Annotated in this window: 18 protein-coding genes and 1 tRNA gene; 3 read left to right on the plus strand and 16 right to left on the minus strand. The window is 62.8% G+C overall.

The features are described from left to right. Positions 1 to 37: 37 nt before the first annotated feature. The 16 genes from prmC to HU144_RS13885 form a co-directional block, all read right to left on the minus strand. Positions 38 to 1,003: a peptide chain release factor N(5)-glutamine methyltransferase gene (prmC, locus tag HU144_RS13810; RefSeq protein ID WP_235351790.1), complete on the minus strand. Its 966-nt coding sequence runs from the start codon at positions 1,001 to 1,003 to the stop codon at positions 38 to 40. Next, positions 960 to 2,039 carry a peptide chain release factor 1 gene (prfA, locus tag HU144_RS13815; RefSeq protein ID WP_235351791.1) on the minus strand — a complete coding sequence of 360 codons (1,080 nt, stop codon included), beginning with the start codon at positions 2,037 to 2,039 and terminating at the stop codon, positions 960 to 962. Before prfA ends, prmC begins: the two co-directional genes overlap by 44 nt. 1 nt (position 2,040) lies before the next feature. Beyond that, positions 2,041 to 4,167: a transcription termination factor Rho gene (gene rho / locus HU144_RS13820; RefSeq protein WP_235351793.1), complete on the minus strand. Its 2,127-nt coding sequence runs from the start codon at positions 4,165 to 4,167 to the stop codon at positions 2,041 to 2,043. Between the two features lie 198 nt (positions 4,168 to 4,365). Beyond that, entirely contained in the window at positions 4,366 to 5,295 is a 930-nt protein-coding gene (thrB, locus tag HU144_RS13825; RefSeq protein WP_235351794.1) for a homoserine kinase, read from the minus strand. A gap of 2 nt (positions 5,296 to 5,297) precedes the next feature. Beyond that, complete coding sequence (thrC, locus tag HU144_RS13830) at positions 5,298 to 6,386, minus strand: threonine synthase (RefSeq protein WP_198395511.1); 1,089 nt, start codon at positions 6,384 to 6,386, stop codon at positions 5,298 to 5,300. A 2-nt stretch (positions 6,387 to 6,388) separates the two neighbouring features. Continuing rightward, positions 6,389 to 7,696: a homoserine dehydrogenase gene (locus tag HU144_RS13835; protein WP_198395510.1), complete on the minus strand. Its 1,308-nt coding sequence runs from the start codon at positions 7,694 to 7,696 to the stop codon at positions 6,389 to 6,391. A gap of 31 nt (positions 7,697 to 7,727) precedes the next feature. Continuing rightward, positions 7,728 to 9,164 carry a diaminopimelate decarboxylase gene (gene lysA / locus HU144_RS13840; protein WP_235351795.1) on the minus strand — a complete coding sequence of 479 codons (1,437 nt, stop codon included), beginning with the start codon at positions 9,162 to 9,164 and terminating at the stop codon, positions 7,728 to 7,730. Further along, entirely contained in the window at positions 9,164 to 10,066 is a 903-nt protein-coding gene (locus HU144_RS13845; protein ID WP_235351796.1) for a DALR anticodon-binding domain-containing protein, read from the minus strand. Before HU144_RS13845 ends, lysA begins: the two co-directional genes overlap by 1 nt. Positions 10,067 to 10,128: 62 nt before the next feature. Next, entirely contained in the window at positions 10,129 to 11,304 is a 1,176-nt protein-coding gene (locus HU144_RS13850) for an MFS transporter (protein WP_235351797.1), read from the minus strand. A 45-nt stretch (positions 11,305 to 11,349) separates the two neighbouring features. Continuing rightward, the gene (locus tag HU144_RS13855; RefSeq protein WP_235351798.1) at positions 11,350 to 13,899 is read right to left on the minus strand and encodes an ABC transporter permease; all 2,550 of its coding nucleotides are present in this window, start codon (positions 13,897 to 13,899) and stop codon (positions 11,350 to 11,352) included. Next, positions 13,896 to 14,651: an ABC transporter ATP-binding protein gene (locus tag HU144_RS13860; protein ID WP_235351799.1), complete on the minus strand. Its 756-nt coding sequence runs from the start codon at positions 14,649 to 14,651 to the stop codon at positions 13,896 to 13,898. The genes HU144_RS13855 and HU144_RS13860 overlap by 4 nt, the downstream gene beginning before the upstream one ends. Positions 14,652 to 14,745: 94 nt before the next feature. Further along, positions 14,746 to 14,821 (minus strand) — tRNA-Arg (locus HU144_RS13865). A gap of 87 nt (positions 14,822 to 14,908) precedes the next feature. Then, positions 14,909 to 15,775, minus strand: coding sequence for a M15 family metallopeptidase (locus HU144_RS13870; protein ID WP_235351800.1), 867 nt, complete (start codon positions 15,773 to 15,775; stop codon positions 14,909 to 14,911). Between the two features lie 448 nt (positions 15,776 to 16,223). Further along, positions 16,224 to 17,279 (minus strand): hemolysin family protein, encoded by a 1,056-nt coding sequence (locus tag HU144_RS13875; RefSeq protein ID WP_235351802.1) that lies wholly within the window; start codon positions 17,277 to 17,279, stop codon positions 16,224 to 16,226. Beyond that, complete coding sequence (locus HU144_RS13880) at positions 17,279 to 18,607, minus strand: hemolysin family protein (protein WP_235351803.1); 1,329 nt, start codon at positions 18,605 to 18,607, stop codon at positions 17,279 to 17,281. Before HU144_RS13880 ends, HU144_RS13875 begins: the two co-directional genes overlap by 1 nt. Before the next feature lie 131 nt (positions 18,608 to 18,738). Continuing rightward, a complete protein-coding gene (locus HU144_RS13885) occupies positions 18,739 to 20,196 on the minus strand; it encodes a GuaB1 family IMP dehydrogenase-related protein (protein ID WP_198395501.1) in 1,458 nt (485 codons plus the stop codon). A gap of 101 nt (positions 20,197 to 20,297) precedes the next feature. On the opposite strand from HU144_RS13885, the gene HU144_RS13890 reads away from it, so the two are divergent. The 3 genes from HU144_RS13890 to HU144_RS19560 all read left to right on the plus strand — a co-directional run bounded on the left by HU144_RS13890 (position 20,298) and on the right by HU144_RS19560 (position 24,853). After that, complete coding sequence (locus HU144_RS13890) at positions 20,298 to 24,065, plus strand: multifunctional oxoglutarate decarboxylase/oxoglutarate dehydrogenase thiamine pyrophosphate-binding subunit/dihydrolipoyllysine-residue succinyltransferase subunit (RefSeq protein WP_235351805.1); 3,768 nt, start codon at positions 20,298 to 20,300, stop codon at positions 24,063 to 24,065. Next, entirely contained in the window at positions 24,062 to 24,676 is a 615-nt protein-coding gene (locus HU144_RS13895) for a GDSL-type esterase/lipase family protein (RefSeq protein ID WP_235351806.1), read from the plus strand. The genes HU144_RS13890 and HU144_RS13895 overlap by 4 nt, the downstream gene beginning before the upstream one ends. Positions 24,677 to 24,778: 102 nt before the next feature. Continuing rightward, on the plus strand, positions 24,779 to 24,853 hold the full coding sequence (locus HU144_RS19560; RefSeq protein ID WP_371860662.1) for a 50S ribosomal protein bL37: 75 nt from the start codon (positions 24,779 to 24,781) through the stop codon (positions 24,851 to 24,853). The last annotated feature ends 21 nt before the right edge of the window (positions 24,854 to 24,874 follow it).

Consider the following 24,874-nt stretch of genomic DNA (forward strand, 5'->3'; position numbering starts at 1 on the left):
TCGCGGTGGTCAGTGGCCCCAACCGGGTGGTCCATGGTCACAGGTCGACCCCTGACACACGATGAGCCACGGTGTAGCGGTCGCGTCCAGTGTAGTCCGGGTAAGTGGCGGCCCGTCTGAGACTGGCCGTCGACATGATGAGTTCGCAGGCGCCGGGCCCCTGTTCCTCGGAATGTTCCATGATGAAGAAGCCACCGGGACGCAGCAGCTTCTCCGCCTGCTTCACGATGAGGCCTGGGATCTCCAGGCCCGTCGATCCTCCGTAGAGAGCGGCTGCCGGATCGTGTTCGCGCACTTCGGCATCGCGCGGCACAGCCTCATCGGGCACATAGGGAGGATTGGTCACGACGACATCCGCGCTGCCCCACAGCTCAGGTCGCTCGTCGGCGAACCTCGTGGCGTCACCGCTGATCAGCTCTACGCTGGAGTCGCCGAGGCTGAGCGAGGCCAGATTCTTCAGCGACCAGTTCAGGGCCTCAGCTTCGCGCTCGACGCCGATGATGCGCAGCTGGCGATGTTCGGCAGCCAGGGACAGCGTGATCGCACCCGAGCCCGAGCACAGGTCGATGACGAAGGGCTCATGTGCGTTCTGCTGCCTGTCCAACTCTTCGAGGACCTCGGTGACGAGAAGCTCGGTCTCGGGCCGGGGAACGAACACTCCAGGGCCCACCTGCAGTTCGAGGTGCCGAAAGGCCGCGACTCCGATGATGTGCTGAAGTGGGACGCGCTGACGTCGTCGATCGATGAGCTGAGCGAAGACTTCAGTGACTTCGGCGGGGACACCATCGCCAAGCAGGCGTCTGCGGGCCAAGTCGGAGGCGTCGATTCCCCAGGCATGGGCAAGCAGCGCCGCGGAGTCCGAGTCGGGGTTGGCGACGCCGACATCGGCGAGCAGCCGTGCCGCTCCGCGCAGCACCGTCGACACGTCCTCTTCGGGACTGGGAGGGCGCGGAATCAGGTCAGTCCCCCAGTGCGTCGAGTCGTGCTGCTTTGTCAGCCTCACGGCAGGAGCCGATGACCGGATCGAGGTCACCGGAGAGAACCTGGTCAAGGTTGTAGGCCTTGTAGCCCGTCCGATGGTCGGTGATGCGGTTTTCGGGGAAGTTGTAGGTGCGGATGCGTTCAGAGCGGTCGACGGTGCGAACCTGGGACCGTCGGATGTCCGCGGCCTCGGCTGCGGCTTCGTCGGCCTGTTTGGCCAGGATGCGGGCCCGGAGCATGCGCAGTGCTGCTTCCTTGTTCTGCAGCTGTGACTTCTCGTTCTGACAGCTGGCGGTGATGCCTGTGGGCACGTGGGTGATGCGCACGGCGGAGTCCGTGGTGTTCACGGACTGACCGCCGGGGCCCGAGGACCGGTAGACGTCGATGCGCAGATCGTTGTCATCGAGTGCGACTTCCTCAGGCTCGTCCACCTCGGGAAATACGAGCACTCCAGCGGCCGAGGTGTGGATGCGTCCTTGGGATTCGGTCACGGGCACGCGTTGGACCCGGTGAACTCCACCTTCGAACTTCACCCAACCGTAGGCACCGTCGTCCTTGGCCTTCAGAGCCAGGGTGACGTCCTTGTAGCCGCCGAGATCAGAATGCGTGGCATCCAGGATCTGCGAGGACCATCCGCGTGAGTCGATCCAGCGCTGGTACATGCGCAGGAGATCCCCTGCGAACAGCGCCGATTCGTCACCACCCTCACCAGCTTTGATCTCGATGATCGCATCACGTGCATCGTCTGGATCGCTGGGAACCAAGAGATCTCTGAGCTCAGCCTCGACTTCCGAGGCCTCCTCGTGCAGGCGTTTGGCCTCAGCAGCGAATTCGGCGTCGTCATCCGCGAGTTCCTCTGCGGCGACGGCGTCGTCTTCGAGCTGAGCGAACCGACGAGCGGTCACTGCGACCTTATCGAGTTCGGCGTAGCGCCTGGTCAGTTTCCTGGCGCGGCCAGCGTCAGCGTGCACCGCAGGATCGGAGAGTTCCGACTGCAGGCGTGCATGCTCGTCGAGCAGTGCGCTGACGCTGGCTTTGAGGGTGTCATCGTCGGCCATCTCAGTTGTTGTCGGTGGAAGACTTCTGCAGTGGCGTCGTCTTCTGCACCTGCATGAGGAATTCGACGTTCGAGCCGGTTTCCTTCAGCTTCGACATCAGGAGCTCGACAGCCTGCTGCTGTTCGAGTCCGGACAGTACGCGCCGAAGCTGCCACATGACCTTCATCTCTTCGTTGGTCATCAGCATCTCTTCACGACGGGTGCTCGACGCGTTGACGTCGACTGCCGGGAAGATGCGCTTGTCAGCGAGCTGGCGCGACAGACGCAGCTCCATGTTGCCGGTGCCCTTGAACTCTTCGAAGATGACCTCGTCCATCTTGGAACCGGTCTCGACGAGGGCTGTGGCCAGAATCGTCAGCGAACCGCCGTTCTCGATGTTGCGGGCAGCACCGAAGAATCGCTTCGGCGGGTAGAGCGCGTTCGCGTCGACACCACCGGAGAGGATACGACCCGAGGCTGGCTGCGCAATGTTGTAGGCGCGGCCGAGCCGGGTGATGTTGTCCAGGAGCACGACGACGTCGGAACCCATTTCGACAAGACGCTTGGCGCGCTCGATGGCCAGCTCGGCGATCGTCGTGTGATCATCGGCGGGACGGTCGAAGGTCGAAGCGATGACTTCGCCCTTCACCGCGCGCTGCATGTCCGTGACTTCCTCGGGACGTTCGTCGACGAGGACGACCATCAGGTGGACTTCCGGATTGTTCTCGGTGATCGCATTGGCGACCTGCTGCATGATCATCGTCTTGCCCGCCTTCGGGGGTGCCACGATGAGACCACGCTGGCCCTTGCCGATGGGAGTCACAAGGTCGATGAGCCGGGTCGAATGCTGCTTGGAGGTGGTCTCCAGGCGCATCCTCTCCTGCGGATAGAGCGGTGTCAGCTTCGAGAACTCGACACGGCTCCGGGCTTCATCGACGGTCAGGCCGTTGACCGAGTCCAATCGCACCAGGGCGTCGAACTTCTCGCGCTTGCTGTTGCGGTCGTTCTCGCGAGGCTGGCGAATGGCACCGGCGACGGCGTCGCCCTTGCGCAGCTGGTTCTTGCGCACCATCGAAGCCGAGACGTAGACATCGTTGGGTCCGGGCAGGTAGCCGGAGGTGCGCAGGAATGCATAGTTGTCATGCACATCGAGGATGCCGCCGACAGGGATGAGCACGTCATCGTTGCGGATCTCGGGCTCGTCGCCGCCGCGTCCTCCGCGACGTTTGCGGTCACGGTCACGACCGCGTCCGCGACGGTTGCCGCGATCGTCGTCATCGTTGTTGTTGCGACCCCGACGGTCGTTGTTGCGGTCATTGCCGCGATCGTTGTCATCGCTCTGGCGTCCGCGACGGTCGTTATTGCGATCGTTGCGATCGTTGCCACGGTCGTTGTTGCGATCGTTGTCGTCGTTCTGACGGTTGCGGTTGTTTCCGCGATCGTTGCGCTCACCATTGCGATCGTTGCCGCGGTCGTTGTCGTCGTTCTGACGGTTGCGACCGTTTCCGCGATCATTGCGGTCATTGTTGCGATCGTTGCGGTCACCGTTGCGATCGTTGCCGCGGTCGTTGTCGTCGTTCTGACGATTGCGGCCGTTTCCACGATCATTGCGGTCCGAGCGCTCACCCGAGTCATCGGAACCGTGTCCGTTGTCCTCGTTCTGCGGCTCAGCGCCACGCGAGCGCGAACGGCTGCGACGAGAACGCTGTTTGTCCGGCTCACCGGCTGATTCGGACGAAGCATCATCTGCGACCGGCTTATCTGCGACGGTCGAGGCTTCAGCAGACGTCGCTGCGGCAGTCGTTCCCTGGGCGGCGACGGCATCATCGTCAGATGTCGCAGCTGCGTTGCGACGAGCCGGACGACGCTTGGCTTCATCGGGTGCTGCGTCGGAACCGCTGTTGTCTTCCTTGGCTTCCTTCTCAGAGCCTGCGGAAACGGCCGGTGCGGTCTTCGGGGCTGCTTGAGCCTGTCCCGGACCGCTCTGTGGGCCATTGTGGTTGTTGATGGCGTCGATCAGTTCGCCTTTGCGAAGTCGACGGTACCCTTTGATCCCGAGTCCCGCTGCCATCTCCTGGAGCTGGGGCAGACGCAAAGCGGTCAGACTGCCGGTGCGTGGCGTGGAATCTTGAGTAGTGGTTTCAGACACGAAGGTCCTTCTCCCTCTTTCGGCCGTGCGGCAAGAGCCGTTTACTCACGGCGACGGAAACACCGTTGACGGTGCATTGTGAAAGATAACCTGCCTAAGAATGAGCAGGAGACGTTCCAGAATTTGTGACATAGACAGTGGATTCGCGATTCATATCATCGAATCCGATCACTGACGGAACACCATCAGTTTACTTGCTCAACGCCGATCACGCGAATCCGGTGACTGACTCTCTGCCTGGACGCGATATCCGCCGAGGTCAATCGCGGTGTGAATGAGTGTCACCGATGGCGGGAGCAGCGCTGGAGGGACCGTGCTCGCGAGGACGAGGACGGTGGGACCTGCGCCCGAGATCACTGCCGGCAGGCCCTCGTCGCGCAGACCGTCGACAATGACCATCGACTCTGGGTAAGCCTCGCGTCGGAACTCCTGATGGAGCCGATCGTCGGTGGCCTCCAGCAGAACAGAGGCATCGGTGACGAAGCCATGGATGAGCAGCGCGGCACGTGCGGAGTTCTCTGCGGCGACCTCATGTTCGACGGATACGGGGATCACGCTTCGTGCGATCTCCGTATCCAAACGCACCTCGGGCACCAGCACGGTCACCTCGGCGAGGGTGTTGGACGGCACCTGCCACGAGCGGGCAGGGTCCGGCAGGGCGATGGTCAATCCCCCGAACACGGCAGGAGCTGCATTGTCAGGGTGGCCCTCGAGTTCGGAGGCGAGCTCAAGCACGCGCTGCCGACTCAGTTTGTCACCGCCGGCGTAGGCCCCGATCTCGCCAGCCAGCGCAATGGCGCCCACGATCGCGGCCGCGGAAGATCCGAGTCCGCGCGAATGTGGTATCCGGTTGACACAGTCCAGGCTGAGCCTCTCCCCCAAGTCTGCGGGGGCGTCGGGATACTCTGCATGGAGCACATCGACGATCACGCGCATGATGAGATGGGACCGATCCGTCGGCAGAGTCTCGGCGCTCTCCCCTGTCACACTCACACAGGCGCTGGGATCGACGGCCTCGTCGTGGATCGTCAGGGTCAGAGTATCGAATATCCCGAGTGCTAGGCCGAAGGCATCGTAGCCAGGGCCCAGGTTCGCCGAGGTGGCCGGAACCTCGATCTGGATCCTCACGCTCACCTGTCTTCGAGCCCGAGGGCCCGTGCCGCGCTGACGGCGTCGACCGAGACCCGCTTGGGCTCGATCTCGGAACCGTCAGCCGTGTGCAGTGCCCAGCTGGGATCCTTGAGGCCGTGACCGGTCACGGTGACCGCGATTCTCGCACCGGCAGGGACCTTGCCCGCCTCGGACATCTTCAGCAGACCAGCCACCGAGGCAGCCGAACCGGGCTCGACGAAGATCCCCTCTTCCCGGGACAGAATCTTGTGTGCGCGCAGGATCTCTTCGTCGGTGACCGAGTCGATGACTCCGCCGGAGGAGTCACGCGCCTCGATGGCCTGCTGCCAGCTGGCCGGATTGCCGATCCGGATGGCGGTGGCAATCGTATCGGGTTCGTCGACGGGGTGGCCGAGCACGATCGGTGCCGATCCTGCGGCCTGGAAGCCCCACATCTGCGGCAGGCGGGTCGAGGCGCCGATCTCCTGGTACTGGCGGTAGCCCTTCCAGTAGGCGGTGATGTTGCCCGCGTTGCCCACAGGCAGCACGTGAATGTCAGGGGCGTCGCCCAGGACATCGACAACCTCGAAGGAGGCGGTCTTCTGTCCCTCGATGCGATCAGGATTGACGGAGTTGACGAGGTGAACCGGGTAGGACTCGGAGAGCTTCCGGCACAGAGTCAGGCAGTCGTCGAAGTTTCCGTCAACTTCGAGCAGCGTGGCCCCATGTGCGATGGCCTGGCTCATCTTGCCCGGGGCGATCTTGCCGGTGGGCACGAGCACGGCACAGGTCAGACCGGCCTTGGTGGCGTAGGCCGCCGCCGAGGCTGAGGTGTTGCCGGTCGAGGCACAGATGACGGCCTTCGCACCCTGAGCCGCAGCCTTGGTGATGGCCATGGTCATACCGCGGTCCTTGAAGGACGCCGTCGGGTTGAGGCCTTCGTACTTCACCCATACGTCAGCGCCGGTGAGCTCGCTGAGCTTCTCCGCGTGGATGAGCGGAGTTCCGCCCTCACCCAGAGTCACCGCCGGTGTGGTCTCGGAGATGTCGAGGAGGCTGCGGTATTCCTCGACGACGCCCTGCCACTGCTTTTTGGGGAATTCGGTCATTCTCACTGTCCTTCTACACGGATCACGGATTTGACGGCGCGCACCACGGGAAGGCCGCCGAGGCGGTCGACCGTTCCCCGCAGGATCGCGTCGGTGTTCGAGTGGGTGGCCAGCACGAGCTTCGCGTGCTGTGTGCCCTGTTCGTCGACTTCTCCCACCGTCTGGCGCATGAGTTCGATCGATGCTCCTTCATCGGAGAAGACCTCAGAGACTGCTGCGAGGACGCCCGGACGATCGACGACGTCGAGCGTGATGTGGTACCGGGTGGTGATCGCCGATATCGGCAGGATCGTCGAGTCCTTGTGGAAGGGACGTTCGTACTGTCCCCGACCGCCGAGAACCTTGCGACGGGCCACGGAGACCACATCGCCGAGGACCGCAGACGCCGTCGGCTCGCCGCCGGCGCCCTGACCGTAGAACATGAGCGAACCAGCGGCCTCGGCCTCGATGAAGACCGCGTTGAAGGCGCCGCGCACCGTCGCAAGAGGGTGATTGCGTCCCAGCAGTGCCGGGTAGACGCGAGCGGACAGCCCCGGCCCGGCAGGAGATTCGCTGACTCGTTCGCAGACGGCGAGGAGCTTGATGACGAACCCTTGGTCCCGAGCCGTGGCGACCATCTCGGGGGTGATGTCCTCAATGCCTTCGACGTGGACATCGTCGATCGTGACTGGAGCGTGGAAGGCCAGTGACGAGAGAATCGCGGCCTTGGCCGCAGCATCATGTCCACCCACGTCGGCGGTCGGGTCCGCCTCGGCGAATCCCAGCTCCTGCGCGGTCTTGAGCGCTTCATCGAAGCCCCAGCCCTCGGAGTCCATCTGATCGAGGATGTAGTTGGTGGTGCCGTTGACGATGCCCATGATCCGGTCGATCCGATCCCCGGCCAGCGAGTCACCGACTGGACGGATGATGGGAATGGCACCGGCGACGGCGGCTTCGTGCTCGAGACGGACTCCTGCCGTGTCCGCCGCGGACATGAGCTCGCCGTAGTTGGCGGCCAGCAGGGCCTTGTTGGCGGTGACGACGGAGGAGCCGTGGTCGAGTGCCGAGCGGATGAGCGTCTTGGCAGGCTCGATGCCGCCCATGAGCTCGATGACGATGTCGGCATCAGCGATGGCAGTCTCTGCGTCGGTCGTCAGCAGGCTCGGATCGATCCCCGGACGCTGCTTCGCAGTGTCACGGACGACGATTGCGCTCAGCTCAAGAGGCGCACCGATCCGTTCGGCCAGAGCCTCGCTCCGGTTCTGGATGCGGGCGGCGACCTCGGTGCCGACGACCCCACATCCGAGCATGGCAACTTTCAAAGCCTGCATTTGTTCACCTTTTCGCTGTCTTCAGTGGCACTCACACGCGCTCACCGACGTTCATTCCCGGATCACTGCGCAACATCTGAGAGTAGTCCTCGGGCGTCACGATCCACTCAACCTTATCCGTTGTCACGGCCAGGACGCCTGGTTTGGGCAGGTGGTTATAGTTGTTGGCCAGTGACCGGCAGTAGGCACCGGTGCTCGGGACCGCAACAAGGTCCCCGGAGGTCACATCGGATCCCATGTATTCGTCTCGGACGATGATGTCACCGGATTCGCAGTGCTTGCCCACGACGCGCACGATGGCGGGTTCGGAACTGGAGTTCCGATTGGCCAAGGTACACGAATAGTCGGCATCGTAGAGAGCCGTCCGAATGTTGTCACTCATCCCCCCGTCGACGGCGACGTAGGTGCGCACACCGTTGTCGGTGTCGACCTCTTTGACCGTGCCGACCCGGTAGAGGGTGAACATTGACGGGGACACGATCGCGCGTCCGGGCTCGATCGAGATCCGCGGCACGTTCGTGCCCAGTCCGCGGCACTCCTTGGCGACCACCGCGGCGAGCTCCTGGGCCATCTCGGCCACCGGAATGGGCGTGTCCTGTGAGGTGTATCGGATGCCGAAGCCACCGCCCAGGTCGACATCGGGCAGATCGACACCGTGTTCGTCCATGATCTCCGCTCGCAGAGCCAGGACTCGGGCGGCAGCGACCTGGAAGCCGGAGATGTCGAAGATCTGCGAACCGATGTGCGAGTGCAGACCGTCGAAACGCAGATGCGGTGAGTTCGCCACTGCCGCGGCGGCCTTCGCTGCTGTTCCCGCGGAGACCGAGAGTCCGAACTTCTGATCCTCATGAGCTGTGGCGATGAAATCGTGCGTGTGAGCTTCGACTCCCACCGTCACCCGCAGCATCACAGGTGCAACGGCGCCCTTCGCGGCCGCGATCGATTCAAGCAGGGATATCTCGTCGAGGCTGTCGACGAAGATGCGTCCCACACGGTAGTCGAGGGCATATTCGAGCTCGGCCACAGATTTGTTGTTGCCGTGCAGACCGACCCGTTCCCCCGGAACTCCTGCTGCGCGGGCCACCATCATCTCTCCCAGGGAACAGGTGTCGAGGCCCAGTCCGGCCTCGTGGACCCACCGGGCGACAGCGGTGCACAGGAATGCTTTGCCCGCATAGAAGACGTCGACACCAGACAGTCCCTTGTTCGCGGAGAATGCGGCCGAATACGCGCTGACATAGTTCTCGGCGCGGGCGGTGAAATCGGCGACATCCATGACGAGGGTCGGGGTGCCGTAGCGTTCAGCGAGATCAGTGACTGGGTGCCCGGCGACGGTGAGGACGCCGGAGTCGGACTTCGTCACGTTGTCCGACCACAAGCTGGGCAGGAGGGCGTTGACGTCCTCGGGGTAGGGCAGCCACACGGGTGCAGGGGTCGCGTGCATGGTGCCGGCGATGTGGGCAGGCATTACATCCTCTCCGGGGCGCGAACGCCCAGTAGTCGAAGTCCTGTGGCCAGGACGATGATGGCGGCTCGGTCGAGGACCAGCCGGGAAGCGTGGAGTCGGCTGATGTCCTCATCGACTCTCGGTGTCACTGGGCATGCGTTCGCCCAGTCCAGGAACAGCTGTGCGGTGGCTTCGAGGAGGTAGGTGATGCGCCGAGGTTCGTCCGCGCAGGCGGCGGCATCGGTCGTGGTGATGAAGTCTGCCAGGGCCGCAGCCAGCGCGGTCTCGGTGGCATCGGTCAGGGCGTTCGGGTCGAAGCCGGCGGCGCTGATGCCAGCCGCTGCCGCGCGGCGATCGACACGACGGGCCGAGGAATGCGCGACCTGGACGAGGTACACGGGGTTGTCTGGGTGGGCCGTGCGCAGCAATCCCACGTCTGCCGCAGGCGATGAGGCCGTGCTGCTGCGTGCGGCCAGGAAGCGAAGCGCATCGCTTCCCACTGCAGGGAGCAGAGTCCGAAGTTCGGGGTTGGAAGAGATGCGTTCATCGACTGTGGCTTCGATGCGCGCTGCCGTGTCCTGATCAGGGCCGAAAGCCGTGCCTGCGTCGACGATGTCGGCGGCGACCTGGGCGAGGCTGCTGGGGCTCACTGTGATGTTGAGGAACCCGGGCCCGGCGACGTCGACACGGGTGATTCCGGTGTTATCGCGCAGTCGTGAAGCGATCTCTGCTGCCAGGGTTCTGGGCTCGGTGTCCAGAGATGCGGCACTGCGCAGTGCGATGGTCGAGACCCAGTCGCCGTGAGGTTGTGCCTGCGCCCTGCGAAGGGTCGAGCCCGGTACAGGGTCACTGTCGATTCCTCGTGCGGCGGCGCTGCTCGCCAGTGCACGCGCCAGAGCGGTCTGCAGAAGTTCCGGGGTCACTCGTTCAGATTACTCGTGTCCGGTTGTCGACGGCGAATCAGGTGTCATAGTCGTTGTCTGGATCAGATCGAGCCGGGACGACAGGCGGAGAAGCTGACCGCGAACTTCACCGCGGTGGAGGCCAGCACCACAGCGTAAGCCAGCCACATCACATCGAAGCTCTGGATCAGGAAGGCGAAGATCAGGGGCCCGGTAGCGGCCATCAGGTAACCGCCGCCCTGAACGAACCCGGACAGCGCTGCCGAGGCCTCAGCGCTGCGTGAGCGCAGGGTGATCAGGGTCAGAGCCAGCGGGAAGGTCGAGATTCCGATGCCCAGCAGGACCGTCCACAGCACTGGTGCTGCCTGAGGCATGAGCCACAGGCCGAGGTATCCGACAGCCAGGCAGGCGCAGAAGGCCGCGACTATCGGCGAAGCTGTGCGCATCTTCTGCGCGAGAAGCGGCAGGACGAACCCGAGGACGAGGGGAATGGCGGTCACGAGGGCGAGCATGGCTCCTGCGAATGCCGGGTCGAAACCCGATCGTGTCAGCAGGGTAGGCAGCCAAGTGAACAGGATGAAATTGTTGAATGAGGTCAGTCCGGTCATCGTCATCAGTGCCCAGGCTCGGCGGGTCTTGACCAGTCGCAGCAGTTCGCTTCCGCCGACGACCGTGGCCGAGACCTGCGACCGGGGTGCAGGTCTGAGCACAGCGATCACGGCCCAGACGGCGATCCCCAGCGCCGCGGAGACAGCCCACACGAGCAGAGAACCGCGCCATTCGAACTTCGATGCCAGTGGCACTGCCACGAGTGGAGGGATGAAAGTCCCCAGCTGCAGCAGCCCCACGTGCACTGTCGACATCAGCGCGACACGGTCAGGGAAGTAGGACTTCACGATCGGTGGCACGACGACGTTGCCGATGCCCATACCCAGCAGTGCGAGAACGCTGAGTGCCAGGAAGAGTGCGGGAGAGTCGACGATCGCACGCAGGCCCAGGCCAGCCGTGATCATGATCATCACTGCCAGTGAGATCGTCAGTCCGGAGAACCGGTTGTACAGCCGTGGCGTGATGAAGCCGCTGATTCCGTAGAGCAGCGGCGGCAGCATCCCGATGATTGCCAGGAACACCGCGCTGAGATGGATCTCGGAGCCCATCGCGTCCAGCAGCGGCGACAGCCCGGTCACGCCCGGGCGAAGGTTGAATGCTGCGACAACGATTCCGAGGACGATCAGACCGGATGCCCACCCAGATTTCATGCTTGCATTTCTATCATCCTGGCCACCGCACCAGTGTCGGCGGGGTCAGTTCTCCTGCTTGAGTCCCTCGACCGGTGACAGCCGCGCGGCCCGTCTGGCCGGTGCCAAAGCGGAGAGCAGCCCCGCAAGGATCGCCACCAGCAGGATGCCCAAAGTGGAGGCAAGAGACCAGTCAACGATGAGCCGATTGGAATAGTCGTGCGTGATCAGATGAGTGCCGACGATGCCGAGCGCCCCGCCGAGGAGGAGCCCGATGAGCGCAGCCACCGAGGAGATGAGGGTGGCTTCGAGAGCGAGAAGTGATCTCAGCTGGGAGATGCTCAGACCCAGGGCCCGGAGCAGTGAGTTCTCCCGCCGACGTTCGATCACCGACAGGCTCACCGTGTTCGAGACACCGAGCAGGGCAATGAGGACCGCAACGAATAGGAGGGCCACGGCAGCAACGAGAAGCACGTCGATGAACTCGGAGTATTGGCCACGGGCCACTGCTGAACCGGCGACCTCGTCGGTGGTGACGTCGAGTGCTTCGGCCACGTCCTGTTGGATCCGAAAGATGTCTGAGACCGAGGCGTTCGGGTCGACCCTGACCAGCACCGACGTGGAGGTTGCGGACACGCCAAGGTCGTTGCCCACATCTGGGGTAGTGAAGTACACCAGACTCGAGTCACCGGCCTTCTCAACCGGAACCGTCGCCTCGGTGAGGCCCTTGATGCGGATGCTGTCGGGAGCGAAGTCCTTCGGGACGAGCACTTTCCCGGCAACCGGAGCCTCGGCACCCTCGCTGATCACGGTCTGCGCGGACTCGGGATCGATGACATAGAGCTCAGGGGGCGAGTCACCGTGATCGCCGATCACCTGTGCCCGATGAGCGACGACGACGGCTTCCACGCCCGCGATGTCCCTCACGGCATCGGCTTCGTCGCGGTCGACGGTGGTTTCGAGCGGGACAGCGATGTCGATGGGATAACGCTGGTTGAGGCCGAAACCCATCGTTGCCTTCGTTGACATTCCGCCGACGAGAATCGTCGCCACAAGGGTGACGCCGATGATGAGTGCAGTTGCGGTCGCGGCTGTTCGCCGGCGGTTGCGCAAGGTGTTCAGGGTGGCCAGTCGCCCCGGGATGCCGAAGGGACTGAAGGCCAGGTCACCGATGGCCGCGACAATCGGGGGAATGATCATCACGGAGCACAGCACAATGCCGAAGACGAGAAGGGCTCCCCCAAGTGCACCGCCCAGGATCCATGCCTGCGCCTGCTCAACCAGATAGATCGAGGCGAGGAGGAGCACGATTCCGAGGCCGATGCTCGACCACCCGACGATGTGGCGCAGCCTGCTCTGGCCCGAAGGAGACAGCGCCTCGTCGAAGGGCTGCAGCGCCTCCAGCGGGGTCACCGCGATGGCGCTGCGGGCCGGTCGGATGGTTGCGAGCACCGTGAGAAGCACCCCGACGGCAATGCCGATCAACAATGCCGACGGGGGCACACTCAGGCTCAAGTAGTCGAACTCGTTGGGCCAGATCTGCTTCGCTCCTGCAGCGAGGCAGAAGCTGACGCCTGCCCCGACGGCCACACCCACGATCGACCCGAGCAGTCCCACGAACGTGCCCTCCGTGACCACAGACCCGTAGAGCTGAAGGCGTGAGGCTCCCAGGCAGCGCAGCAGTGCCAGTTCGCGTCTGCGCCCGGCCACGATGACGGAGAAGGTGTTGGACACCACCAGTATCGCCACAATGACGGAGATGCCGGCGAAGGCCAGGAGCAGCCAGGTGATGACCTCGTTGCCGCCGGAGAGCCGTTCGGCTTTGACGTCGACGGCATCGGAGACCGTCATCGCCTCCAGACTCCCCTGCAGTGCAGAGTCATCGATCGTCGCCTGCAGACGTGGGAGAACCGCGGCCGGATCCGCACCCGCGTCAAGCGCGATCTGGATCGCAATGACGTCGCCCTGTTGAGCGAAGTACTCCTGATAGCTCGCCGAGGTTGTCATTCCTCGGTGCATGCCTGCAGTCGCAGGACCGCTGCCCATGGAGGCCAGACCGACCACGGTGAACGTCGTGTTGCTCTGGCTCGGTCCCCGGTAGACGGGCATCGAATCTTCATCAGATCCGACGGATACTGCGGCAACGGAGAAGCGGATCTCGTCGCCGATGCCCACACCCAGATCTGTCGCAGTCGCCTCGTCCAGGACCAGGTCGGAGATTGAGTCGGGCCGTGTGCCTTCGGTGATGGAGAACGTGTCCAGGCTCGTATCCGCGGGTACAGGACTCAGAGCGAACGTGCTCTCAGAGAAGGACTGACCTCGACCCGTGGTGGTCGTGCGAGCGTTGACGGCCGCACCGCTCACACTGTCGACCCGCTCCAGAGGCTTCGCCAAAGGAGAGACTTCCTGCCCATTGACGAAGACGTCCTGGGCCGGAACGATGACGAGGTCCGATTCGGAGAATGTGTGCCCGACCGATTCCTTCAGGCTCGTCTGCAGGGATGAGCTGATGATCAGGGTCGAGGCCACGAAGCCTGCTGCCAGCGCGATGCCGAGACCCACTGCGAGGAATCGCGCCCAGTGGATTCGGATCTCCGCCAGAGCGACTGCGATCACAGATCGCTCAGCTCACCCAGCGCGGAGACCACGGATTCCCTGCTCGGCTGCTGCACTTCGCCCCCGGCTCGTCCGTCCTTGAGCAGCACGACTCGATCGGCGTGTGAGGCGGCTACGGGGTCGTGGGTGACCAAGATGATCGTCTGCCCGTAGCGGGTGGTCGCACCGTGGAGCAGGGCCAGCACTTCTGCTCCTGCCTGGGAGTCGAGGTTGCCTGTGGGCTCATCGGCGAAGATCACGTCCGGACGCGTCAGAAGGGCGCGAGCCACGGCAACGCGCTGCTGCTGGCCACCGGAGAGTTCGTGCGGTCGGTGTTTGAGCCGGTCCCCCAGCTCAAGACGCTCAACGACTTCTGCTTTCCACTCCGGATCGATCTTCTTGCGAGCCAGGGACACCGGCAGCTCGATGTTCTGTTCAGCGGTCAGGGTGGGAACGAGATTGAATGCCTGGAAGATGAATCCGACGCGGTCCCGCCGCAGCTGGGTCAGTTCTTTGTCATTGAGAACAGTAATGTCCTGGCCGCCCATCGTGATGGTTCCGGAATCCACTCTGTCGAGTCCGGCGAGGACATGCATGAACGTGGATTTCCCCGAGCCCGAGGGGCCCATGATCGCGCTGAACCTGCCGGCTTCGAAGTTCACCGTGATGTCATCGAGGGCCGTCACAGCGGTGTCGCCGCGACCGAAGCTCTTTCGCACCGATTGTGCGCTGAGCACGACATCGGCGTTCGTCACATCCGCAGGAGTCGTCATCAGGACCTTCATCAGCTGGTTGAGGTTGCTTAGGAACCACCATAAGCGGTGGTAGCAGAAACCGCCCACCTCAGCTGATGAGGAGGACGGTGTGTGGTGCCCGCGACAGGATTCGAACCTACGACCTTCTGCTCCGGAGGCAGACGCTCTATCCACTGAGCTACGCGGGCAACGGATGCAATGCTATCACCGACTTGTGGTGCTTCCCAAAACGAATCCGCGTGCAATCGAGTCTCGATTGCACGCGGATGTCGGTATCAGGCGCCCTTGAGGTCCTTGCGCCCTGGAACGTATTCCCAGTGCCAGAGTTCATAGGCGTTGCGCTTGGCCCAGTCGGGGTTCTCCCACCCGTACTTCTCACCGTTGGCGACGAGCCACTCATACTGCACGCCGGTTCCGTTCTGGGTTCCTGCACCGAGATCCAGCGCGATTCCCCAGCCGTGGTTGGATGTGCCGGGACGAGCAGCGAATCCGGGCTTGCGTTCTGCGACGGAGATCTGAGATTCCAGCGACCGATACGAGTCGGTGACTGCCAGTTCCTTGCCCGTGTCCTTCTTGAACGCAGCATTCATCTTGGCAAAGGACACCGCAGCGTCCGAACGCAGCTGGTGGTTGCCGACGCCGATATCGCACAGCCATTCCTCGGGGACCTCACCGTTGGATGCCTCGCCTTTCGGAGCCTCGCCTTCGCATCCGGGAAGCACGGTCTTGGTGATGGCACGCGAAGCGGCCTCGACCTTGGTCTGCTTGGCGCTCGGGGCGCCGATGGCCATGCTCGTCTTCTCGTCGTCTGCCTTGATGTCGGCGGAGACGGATTCGGCATTGATGGCGCGAGTCTGGCTGTCGGCAGCAGTCTCGTCGACCTTGACTTCCTGATTGCCGCTCATGTTGCCTGCGACCATAACGGCGGCGATCGCGGTTCCTGTGACAGAGACAGTGGCCAAGGCCGAGAAGGTCGTCACACGACGTCGACGCACCGAACGCAGCAGTGAACCGTCGGATCCGCGGCTGCCCATGCGTGCGGCTACGAAGGCCGAACCGCCATGGTCGGGACGCGCCGAGGCCTCCTTGGCCATCGCGGCCCTACGGGGCGATCCTGCGGCAGCCCTGGCTTCTGCAGCCATCGCGGCGCGACGCGGCGAAAGGGGTGCGGATGGAGTCGGGTTCGAATGCTGCGACACCGATGTCGCGGTCTGTTTCGAAAAGACAGATGGCACAGGTGAAGATGTGTGCTGCTTGCGCAGATCGCGACGGCGAACCAGTGGCATCTCTGCGGTCGAGGACTCACTCGACATATTACTCCGTACTGTTGTCCGTATTTCGGCCGCCATGTATCCGGGCGAACGAAAACCTTATGTCACAACACTATAACGAGCTCGTTACACATTGTCACTTTCCGTTCACACTTGGCGTGTGACCTGGCGTTTGACATGTTTTAGCCCCCACCAGGGCGTCGCAGAACGCGTATTTGCGGGCTCCGGTGGGGGCCTTAGGTAACATATTGTTACAAAGGGACGGGCATTTGGATGACGCGTGTCACACATTCATCGCCGTGCCTGCGTGATGTCATGCTCAGTATTCGTATCGACCCCGCTGCATGGCGTCCTGGACTTCCCCGACGAGCTCTTCCAAGACGTCTTCGAGGAAGAGCAGTCCCAGCACGTTGCCCTCTGCAGACACGACCCTGGCAACGTGAATGCCGACCTTCTGCATCTGGGATAGGGCCTCTTCGACTTCGTCACCTGCAGTCACCGTGAACAGGGGGCGGAATCTCTTCGTCGGAACCGGTGCACCGTATTCGAGCGTGCTGTCGGCATAGAGGACGTCTTTGATATGGAGATAGTCCTGCGGATACCCGTCCTCGTCAGTGACGAAATAGCGCGAGAACCCGGTCTTTCCGACCATGGTGACGAGCTCATCAGGAGTCACACTGGAAGAGATGGTGATCAGTTCGGACATCGGGACCATGATGTCGGCTGCTGTTTTGTCGCTGAACTCCAGTGCGCCCTTGAGGAGCCCGGTGTCGTCTGTGAGCAGACCCTCGCGTTTGGACTCGGCGACGATCGACTCAACCTGCTCGATCGTGAACGCCTCGTTGACCTCGTCGCGTGCTTCGATCTTGAACAGATGCAGGATCGAGTTGGCCAGACCGTTCAGCGGTTTGATGACGAAGCCGAAGACTCGGGAGAGGAAGACGAGCGGGGGTGCCAGCAGCATCACGGCGCGAGCTGAGGCTGCCAGAGCCATGTTCTTGGGCACCATCTCACCGATCACCACATGCAGATATGTGACGACGCCCAGAGACAGAATGAAGGAGATAGTCGAGGACAGCCCGGCCGGAATGCCCAGTCCTTCCAGCGGCCCTGCCAGGAGATGGTGGATGGCCGGCTCTGCCACGTTGCCCAACAGCAGAGAGCAGACGGTGATTCCGAGCTGGCAGATCGCCAACATCACCGAGACATGCTCCATCGCGTAGAGAGCGGTCTTCGCCGCGGACGACCCCTCCTGAGCCCGGGGCTCGAGCTGTGATCGTTTGGCCGCGACCACTGCGAATTCGGCTGCGACGAAGAAGGCGTTGCCCAGAAGCAGGACGACGAGCCAGATCAGGCCGAACCAGTCAGCGCTCATCAGAACTCACCGCCCTGTTCATAGCCGGCTGCGTCGGTCGCACGAAGGAGAATGCGCAATCTCTCGACCCGGCGACCATGCATCCGCTCGACACGGATCAGCGCGTCATCAGTTCGGATCTGGTCCCCTGGCTCTGGGATCCTCCCCAATTCTTTGAGGACGAAGCCCGCCAGAGTCTCGTAATCGGAGTCTTCCGGTATCTCGAGTCCGATCGTCGACGAAACTTCGTCGGGACGAAGCTGTCCCGGAACGATCCATGTGCCATCCCGAGCCGGCCGTGCCGCCACACGCATCCGGTCGTGCTCATCGGCGACCTCACCGACGAGTTCTTCGACGACGTCCTCGAGCGTCACGACACCTGCGGTGCCTCCGAATTCGTCGACGACGACGGCCATCTGCAGGCCCTTGGCCCGAAGCTCCATGAGAAGCGGATCGAGCCGCAGCGTTTCAGGAATCTCTGTCACCTCGGTCATCAGTCCTCCGGCGTAGGCATCGTCACGATTGGGCAGCGGAACCGCAAAGGCCTGTTTGACATGGACGACACCGACGATATGATCCTTATCTTCGCCTGCCACCGGGAATCGGGAGAACCCTGTCTCTCGGGCCTGTTCGATGATCGCTCGTGCGGTCGTATCCTTGACCACCGATGACATGCGTGTGCGCGGTGTCATCACGTCCTCTGCTGTGCGCTCGGAGAAACTCAGCGTCCGTTCGAGGAGGTCGGCGGTCTGCTCATCGAGCATCCCCTCTTCAGCGGAGTGACGCACCAGAGATGTGAGCTCTTCGGGCGACCGACCGACCGAGCCCTCTTCCTGAGGCTCGATGCCGAAGGACAGAAGAATCTTGTTCGCGGTGCCGTTGAGCACGCTGATCACGGGCTTGAAGACGAGCGAGAAGGCATACTGCATCGGCGCGGCAATGCGGCCGGTTGCCAACGGCACTGCGATCGCCAGATTCTTAGGCACCAGTTCGCCGAAGATCATCGACAGGAACGTGGATGCGATGAGAGCGATCGTCAGGGCGATCGGAGCCGCGAGACCCGGGCTCGCGCCCAAGGATTCGAAGACCGGAGCCAGGAGTTTGCCCAGGGACGGTTCCATCAGATAACCGGTCAGCAGGGTGGTGATGGTGATGCCCACCTGGGCCGCAGACAGCTGCGTGGACAGGTGGGTCATCGAACGACGGAGCGTCTTGGCCCCGAACTTGCCGTCTTCCACCGCTTTGTCTGCGGTGTGACGATCGAGCGTGAGAAGGGAGAACTCGGCAGCGACGAAGACGCCGGTGCCGCAGATGAGGATGAGGGCTAAGGCAAGGTAGAGCCATTCCATCAGTGACGATCCCCGCCGTTCGCGGTCAGGAGATCAGGGCAGGTGATGCGATCGAGCCTCAGCGGGTGAGGGTCGTCGTCTGGGGCGCCGGCTTCCCGCCGGCTGGGACTGTCACTGTGCATGGCTGGATCTTACCAACTCCGGGACAGAGGGCGGCCTTCGTCATACCCTGCAGCGCTCTGAACTCCGACTGTTGCGAGTTCGGCAAATTCCCCGAGGTTGCGGGCTCCTGCATAGGTGAACGAGCTGCGTACGCCCGAAGTGATGCCGTCGAGCAGATCCTCGACACCAGGAGATTCTGGGTCAATGTACATCGTCGACGAAGAAATGCCCTCTTCGAACAGGCCCTTGCGTGCGCGGGAGAACGCAGACTCCGTCCGAGTCCTGTTCGCCACCGCCCGCGCCGAAGCCATGCCGAAGCTCTCCTTGTATCTGCGGCCTTCGCCGTCGACGAGAAGATCTCCCGGGGACTCATGGGTGCCGGCGAACCACGAGCCGACCATGACCTGTGATGCACCTGCGGCGAGAGCCAGAGCCACATCCCGGGGGTAGCGCACTCCCCCGTCCGCCCACACATGCGCACCCAGCTCTCTGGCAGCCTCGGCGCATTCGCGGACAGCCGAGAACTGCGGACGGCCGACGGCCGTCATCATGCGCGTCGTGCACATAGCACCGGGGCCGACACCGACCTTGATGATCTGAGCGCCGGCCGACACGAGGTCGCGAACACCATCAGCGGTGACGACATTGCCGGCGACGATGGGCACTCCCAGGTCAGCGGCCGCGATCGAGCTCAAGGTGTCCAGCATCTTCACCTGATGGCCGTGGGCAGTGTCGACGACGAGCACATCGGCACCGGCTGAGACCAGGGCAGAGGCTCGTTCGACGGCGTTGCCGTTGACTCCGACCGCCACGGCGATCTTCAGTCTGTTCTGGTCATCGAGGTTGGGGGCGTAGATCGATGACCGAAGCAGCGACTTGGGAGTCAGGGATCCCAGCACCCTGTCGCTGTCATCGACCACGGCTGCGAACGGAGTCCGGGCCTCGTTCATGGACTCGAACAGAGACTCCAGCTGTGCCCCATCGGACCAGTCGATGTCCGAGGCCCTGATGACATGCGGCGACGGTTCGAGCAGCGCAGACACCGCAGTGAAGCGGTCGACGCCCTTGAGGTTCGTCGAATCGATGACTCCGGCGAGCTTGCCGGAGTCATCGACGACCACTCCGTAGCCGTGGGATCGTTTGGCCAGGACGTGCAGGGCGCTCAGCACTGTGTCCTCCGGGGAGAACCGCAATGCCGAATCGAAGACGCGGTCGCGACTCTTCACCCACTCGATCGTGTCCTGGGCAGCCGATAGGGGGATGTCCTGCGGCAGTACCGCGAGGCCACCTCGGCGAGCCATGGTCTCCGCCATCCGACGACCGGATACGGCGGTCATATTTGCGGCGACGATCGGTGTCGTGGAGCCGGTCGGATCGGTCGTCGACAGGTCGACGTCGAACCGGGAAGTCAGTGAGGACGAATTGGGAACCAGGAACACATCTGAGTAGGTCAGATCATTATTCGGGTCATTTGAGATGAAACGCATAACACTATTGTCCCCTATGCGGACATACTCGGGTACATCGCGTTAGGCTGGTCATGTCGTTAAGCAGCAATTCTTGAATCAGGAAGTAGGCGATCAACGCCGTGTCCGTCAATACTCCGAACCGCACCGTCGACGACTTCGGGTCGAATGAGTGGTTGGTCGAGGAATTGTATGAACAGTACAAGTCCGATAAGAACTCCGTCGACCAGTCATGGTGGCCGTTCTTCGACAAGTACGAAAAGAACGGGGATGGAGCAGCAGCGAAGACTGCAGACGCCGAACCCGCCGCGAAGACCGGCACCAAGCCGGCCGCGAAGTCCAACGTGAAATCAGCATCGAAGGCTCCTGCGAAGCCTGCCGACAAGTCCGCCAAAGACACCTCGGGCGCAGACTCTGTTGCGGATGACAGTCCCCGCGGGATCTCCCCGTCTTCGGCACAGAGCGAGACTCTGAAGGCCGAGACCAAGTCCGTGCCCAAGGTCGTCGTGAAGGACACCGAGCCGAAGCCGACTCCCGAAGAGACCGTGACCCCGTTGCGCGGTCCGGCCAAGCTGATCGCCAAGAACATGGACGATTCGATCGAAGTTCCCACGGCCACGTCCGTGCGGGCGCTGCCGGCAAAGGCACTCATCGACAACCGAATCGTCATCAACTCGCACCTCAAGCGGACCCGTGGTGGAAAGGTCTCCTTCACCCACCTCATCGGCTTCGCCGTCATCCGAGCTCTGCAGAACTTCCCCTCGCAGAACGTGTCCTACGATGTCCGCGACGGCAAGCCCGTCATGGTCTCTCCCGCACACGTGAACTTCGGACTGGCGATCGATGTGCCGAAGAAGGACGGTTCGCGCACTCTTCTGGTGCCGAACGTCAAGAAGGCTGAGACTCTGACCTTCCGCCAGTTCGTCGATGCCTACGACGGTCTCGTCGACAAGGCTCGGCAGGGAAAGCTCACAGCTGACGACTTCGCGGGCACATCAGTCTCACTGACCAACCCCGGCGGAATCGGAACCGTACACTCCGTGCCTCGTCTGACCAAGGGGCAGGGATGCATCATCGGCGTCGGTGCACTCGACTACCCGGCAGAGTTCCAGGGTGCCAGCCAGCACACGATCAACAAGCTGGCCGTGTCCAAGGTCCTGACACTGACCTCCACCTACGATCACCGCGTGATCCAGGGTGCAGGGTCCGGAGAGTTCCTCAAGCTCGTCCACAGCTACCTCCTCGGCGAGGACGGCTTCTACGACGATGTCTTCGAGTCGCTGCGCCTGCCCTATGAGCCTGTGCGCTGGGTGCCTGACGTCTCGGCCGAAGACCAGGACGATGTCAACAAGACCGCGCGCGTCATCGAACTCATCGACGCCTACCGCACCCGCGGACACCTCATGGCGAACATCGATCCGCTCGTGTACCGTCAGCGTTCGCACCCGGACCTCGACATCAACCAGCACGGTCTGACCCTGTGGGATCTCGAACGTGAGTTCCCCACCGGCGGCTTCGGGGCCAAGCCGATGATGCCCTTCCGCAACATCCTCGGCCTCCTGCGCGAGAGCTACTGCCGGACCATCGGCTTCGAATACATGCACATCGCCGATCCGCTGCAGCGCCGTTGGTTCCAGGCCAAGATCGAAGTTCCGCATCAGGAGCTGACTCGTTCAGAGCAGGGACACATCCTCGGTCGCCTCAACGCGGCCGAAGCCTTCGAGACCTTCCTGCAGACGAAGTACATCGGACAGAAGCGCTTCAGCCTCGAGGGCGGCGAATCAGCCATCGTCCTCCTCGACGAAGTCCTCAACCAGTCGGCAGACACCGGTATGGAACAGGTCGCCATCGGTATGGCCCACCGTGGACGTCTCAACGTGCTCACGAACATCGCCGGCAAGTCATATGCGCAGATGTTCCGTGAGTTCGACGGAACGATGTCTCCCGACAGCGTTCAGGGCTCCGGCGACGTCAAGTACCACTTGGGCACCGAGGGTTCCTTCACGTCACCTGCGGGCAATTCGACCGATGTCTACGTCGCGGCCAATCCCAGCCACCTCGAGACCGTCGATCCGATCCTCGAAGGCATCGTGCGCGCCAAGCAGGACTTCATCGACCAGGGAGAAGCCGGTTTCACCGTGCTTCCCGTCCTCGTTCACGGCGACGCGGCGTTCGCAGGTCAGGGTGTCGTGACCGAGACCCTCAACCTCTCGGAGCTGCGCGGCTACCGGACCGGTGGCACGATCCACATCATCATCAACAACCAAGTCGGCTTCACCACCCCTCCGGCCTCGGCCCGCTCGTCCTTCTACTGCACCGACGTTGCGAAGTCGATCAACGCACCGATCTTCCACGTCAACGGGGATGACCCCGAAGCCGTCGTCAGAGCAGCACGACTCGCGTTCGAATACCGTCAGGAATTCAACCGCGACGTCATCATCGACCTCGTCTGCTACCGCCGCCGCGGACACAACGAGGGCGACGATCCATCAATGACGCAGCCGCTGATGTACTCCCTCATCGAGAAGAAGGGTTCGGTGCGCAAGCTCTACACCGAATCGCTTGTCGGCAGAAAGTGCATCACCGATGAGGAAGCCAGCGAAGCGCTCAAGGACTACCAGTCGAAGCTGGAATCGGCGTTCGCCGAGACCAAGGAAGCCGAGACCGGCCCCTATGACGGTGATGCCTTCAATGCACCGCATGTGCCCAGCGACATCGAAGCATTCAACAATGCTGAGACCGCGATCAGCACGGAGACTCTGCACCACATCGGCGAGACCTTCGCCGCTGTTCCGGAGAACTTCACCATCCACAAGAAGCTGCGTGCCCTTCTTGAGAAGCGCAAAGAGATGTCGCTGTCCGGCGGCATCGACTGGGGCTTCGCCGAGCTGCTGGCCTTCGGCTCGCTGCTCATGGACGGAATTCCTGTCCGCCTCGCCGGCCAGGACTCGCGTCGCGGCACATTCGTGCAGCGCCATTCGGTGCTCATCGACGCCGTCAACGGCAACGAGTGGACGCCGCTGCAGAATCTCAGCGACGAACAGGCCCGGTTCTGGGTCTACGACTCGCTGTTGAGCGAGTACGCGGCAGTCGGCTTCGAATACGGGTATTCGGTCGAGCGCAAGGATGCCCTGGTCGCCTGGGAAGCACAGTTCGGTGACTTCGCGCAGGGTGCCCAATCCGTCATCGACGAGTTCATCTCGTCCTCGGAGCAGAAGTGGCAGCAGAACTCCGGCGTCGTCATGCTCCTGCCCCACGGATACGAGGGACAGGGACCGGACCACTCCTCTGCTCGCATCGAGCGCTACCTGCAGCTGTGTGCTGAGTCGAACATGACGGTGGCTCTGCCATCGAGCGGTGCGTCGTACTTCCACCTGCTGCGTCGCCACGCGATGACGACGAACAAGCGTCCGCTCATCGTCTTCACACCGAAGTCGATGCTGCGGCTCAAGGCCGCGGCCAACTCTCCCGAGGACTTCACCTCGGGAACGTTCGAGGCCGTCATCGACGATGCCGTCGTCGATCCAGAGAAGGTCGACCGCGTCGTGATGGTCTCCGGCAAGCTCTACTGGGAGCTGCTGGCTCAGCGGGAGAAGCGTGAAGACACGAAGACTGCACTCGTGCGCGTCGAACAGCTCTACCCGCTCGACGAGGACTCCATCACGGCTCTGCTCGACCGGTACCCCGACAGCGCCGAGCTGGTCTGGGCACAGGAAGAGCCTGAAAACCAGGGAGCCTGGCCGTTCATGGCGCTGAACATGCCACAGCTGCTGGGTGACCGTGAGATCACCGTGATCTCACGTCCCGCCTCCGCTGCGACTGCCACCGGACTCAAGCATGTCCACGAAGTCCAGCAGCAGGAAGTCATCGACCGGATCTTCCGCCGGTGAGCACCGTGACTCCGACGACCGTTGCTGTGATCGGTGGCCCCCTGGTCGCCGGTCACGGCGATGGTCGTGGCCTCGGGTGGGTTGGACGCGTCACTGCCAGGACGTTGCCCAGCCTGCCCGATCTCAAGGTCTTCCCTTTGGCGGTGCCGCACGAGGACTCTTCAGGTCTGCATGCTCGCACCATCGCCGAGGCGTCCCTGAGGTTCACCTCGGACGGTGACAATCGGTTGGTCCTGGCTTTGGGTTCGGGCGATCTCGATTCGGGTCGTTCCGTCGCCCGCGCCCGTCTCGATGTGGCCAATGTTCTCGACGAGGCACTGGCACGAAAGGTTTCGGCGTTCGTCATCGGGCCTCCCCCTGAGTACAGCTCCGAACGCAATCGCGGAATCGCTGAGCTCAATACGAGCTTCTCCGATGTCGCAAAACGACGCGGCATCGCCTATGTCGATACATTCACGCCACTGCTCGGCCATCCTGTGTGGCAGCGCGAGATCGCATCCTCGCGCGAGCATCTTCCCGGACAGGAAGGCTACGGTCTGTTGGCCTGGCTGGTTCTGCACCGGGGGTGGTTCCCGTGGCTCGGTGTCCAAGATGCCATGGGCGATTCCTGACCTTCACACAGCCGTACGAGTCTGGTCTCTGGGACCCGAGTGACACTTTGCCCGGGCACAGTGGTCATGAAAGAATGAAGAATCTAGCGAAGGAGTGAAATCATGAGCAAGCGTAGCCGTAAGCGTCACGACCGCCGCCGTAACAAGGCGAACCATGGCAAGCGTCCCCTCGGCTGATTCGTTCGAATCGACGAGGAT

The organism is Brevibacterium sp. UCMA 11752, assembly GCF_021532235.1.
Lineage (GTDB): Bacteria > Actinomycetota > Actinomycetes > Actinomycetales > Brevibacteriaceae > Brevibacterium > Brevibacterium antiquum.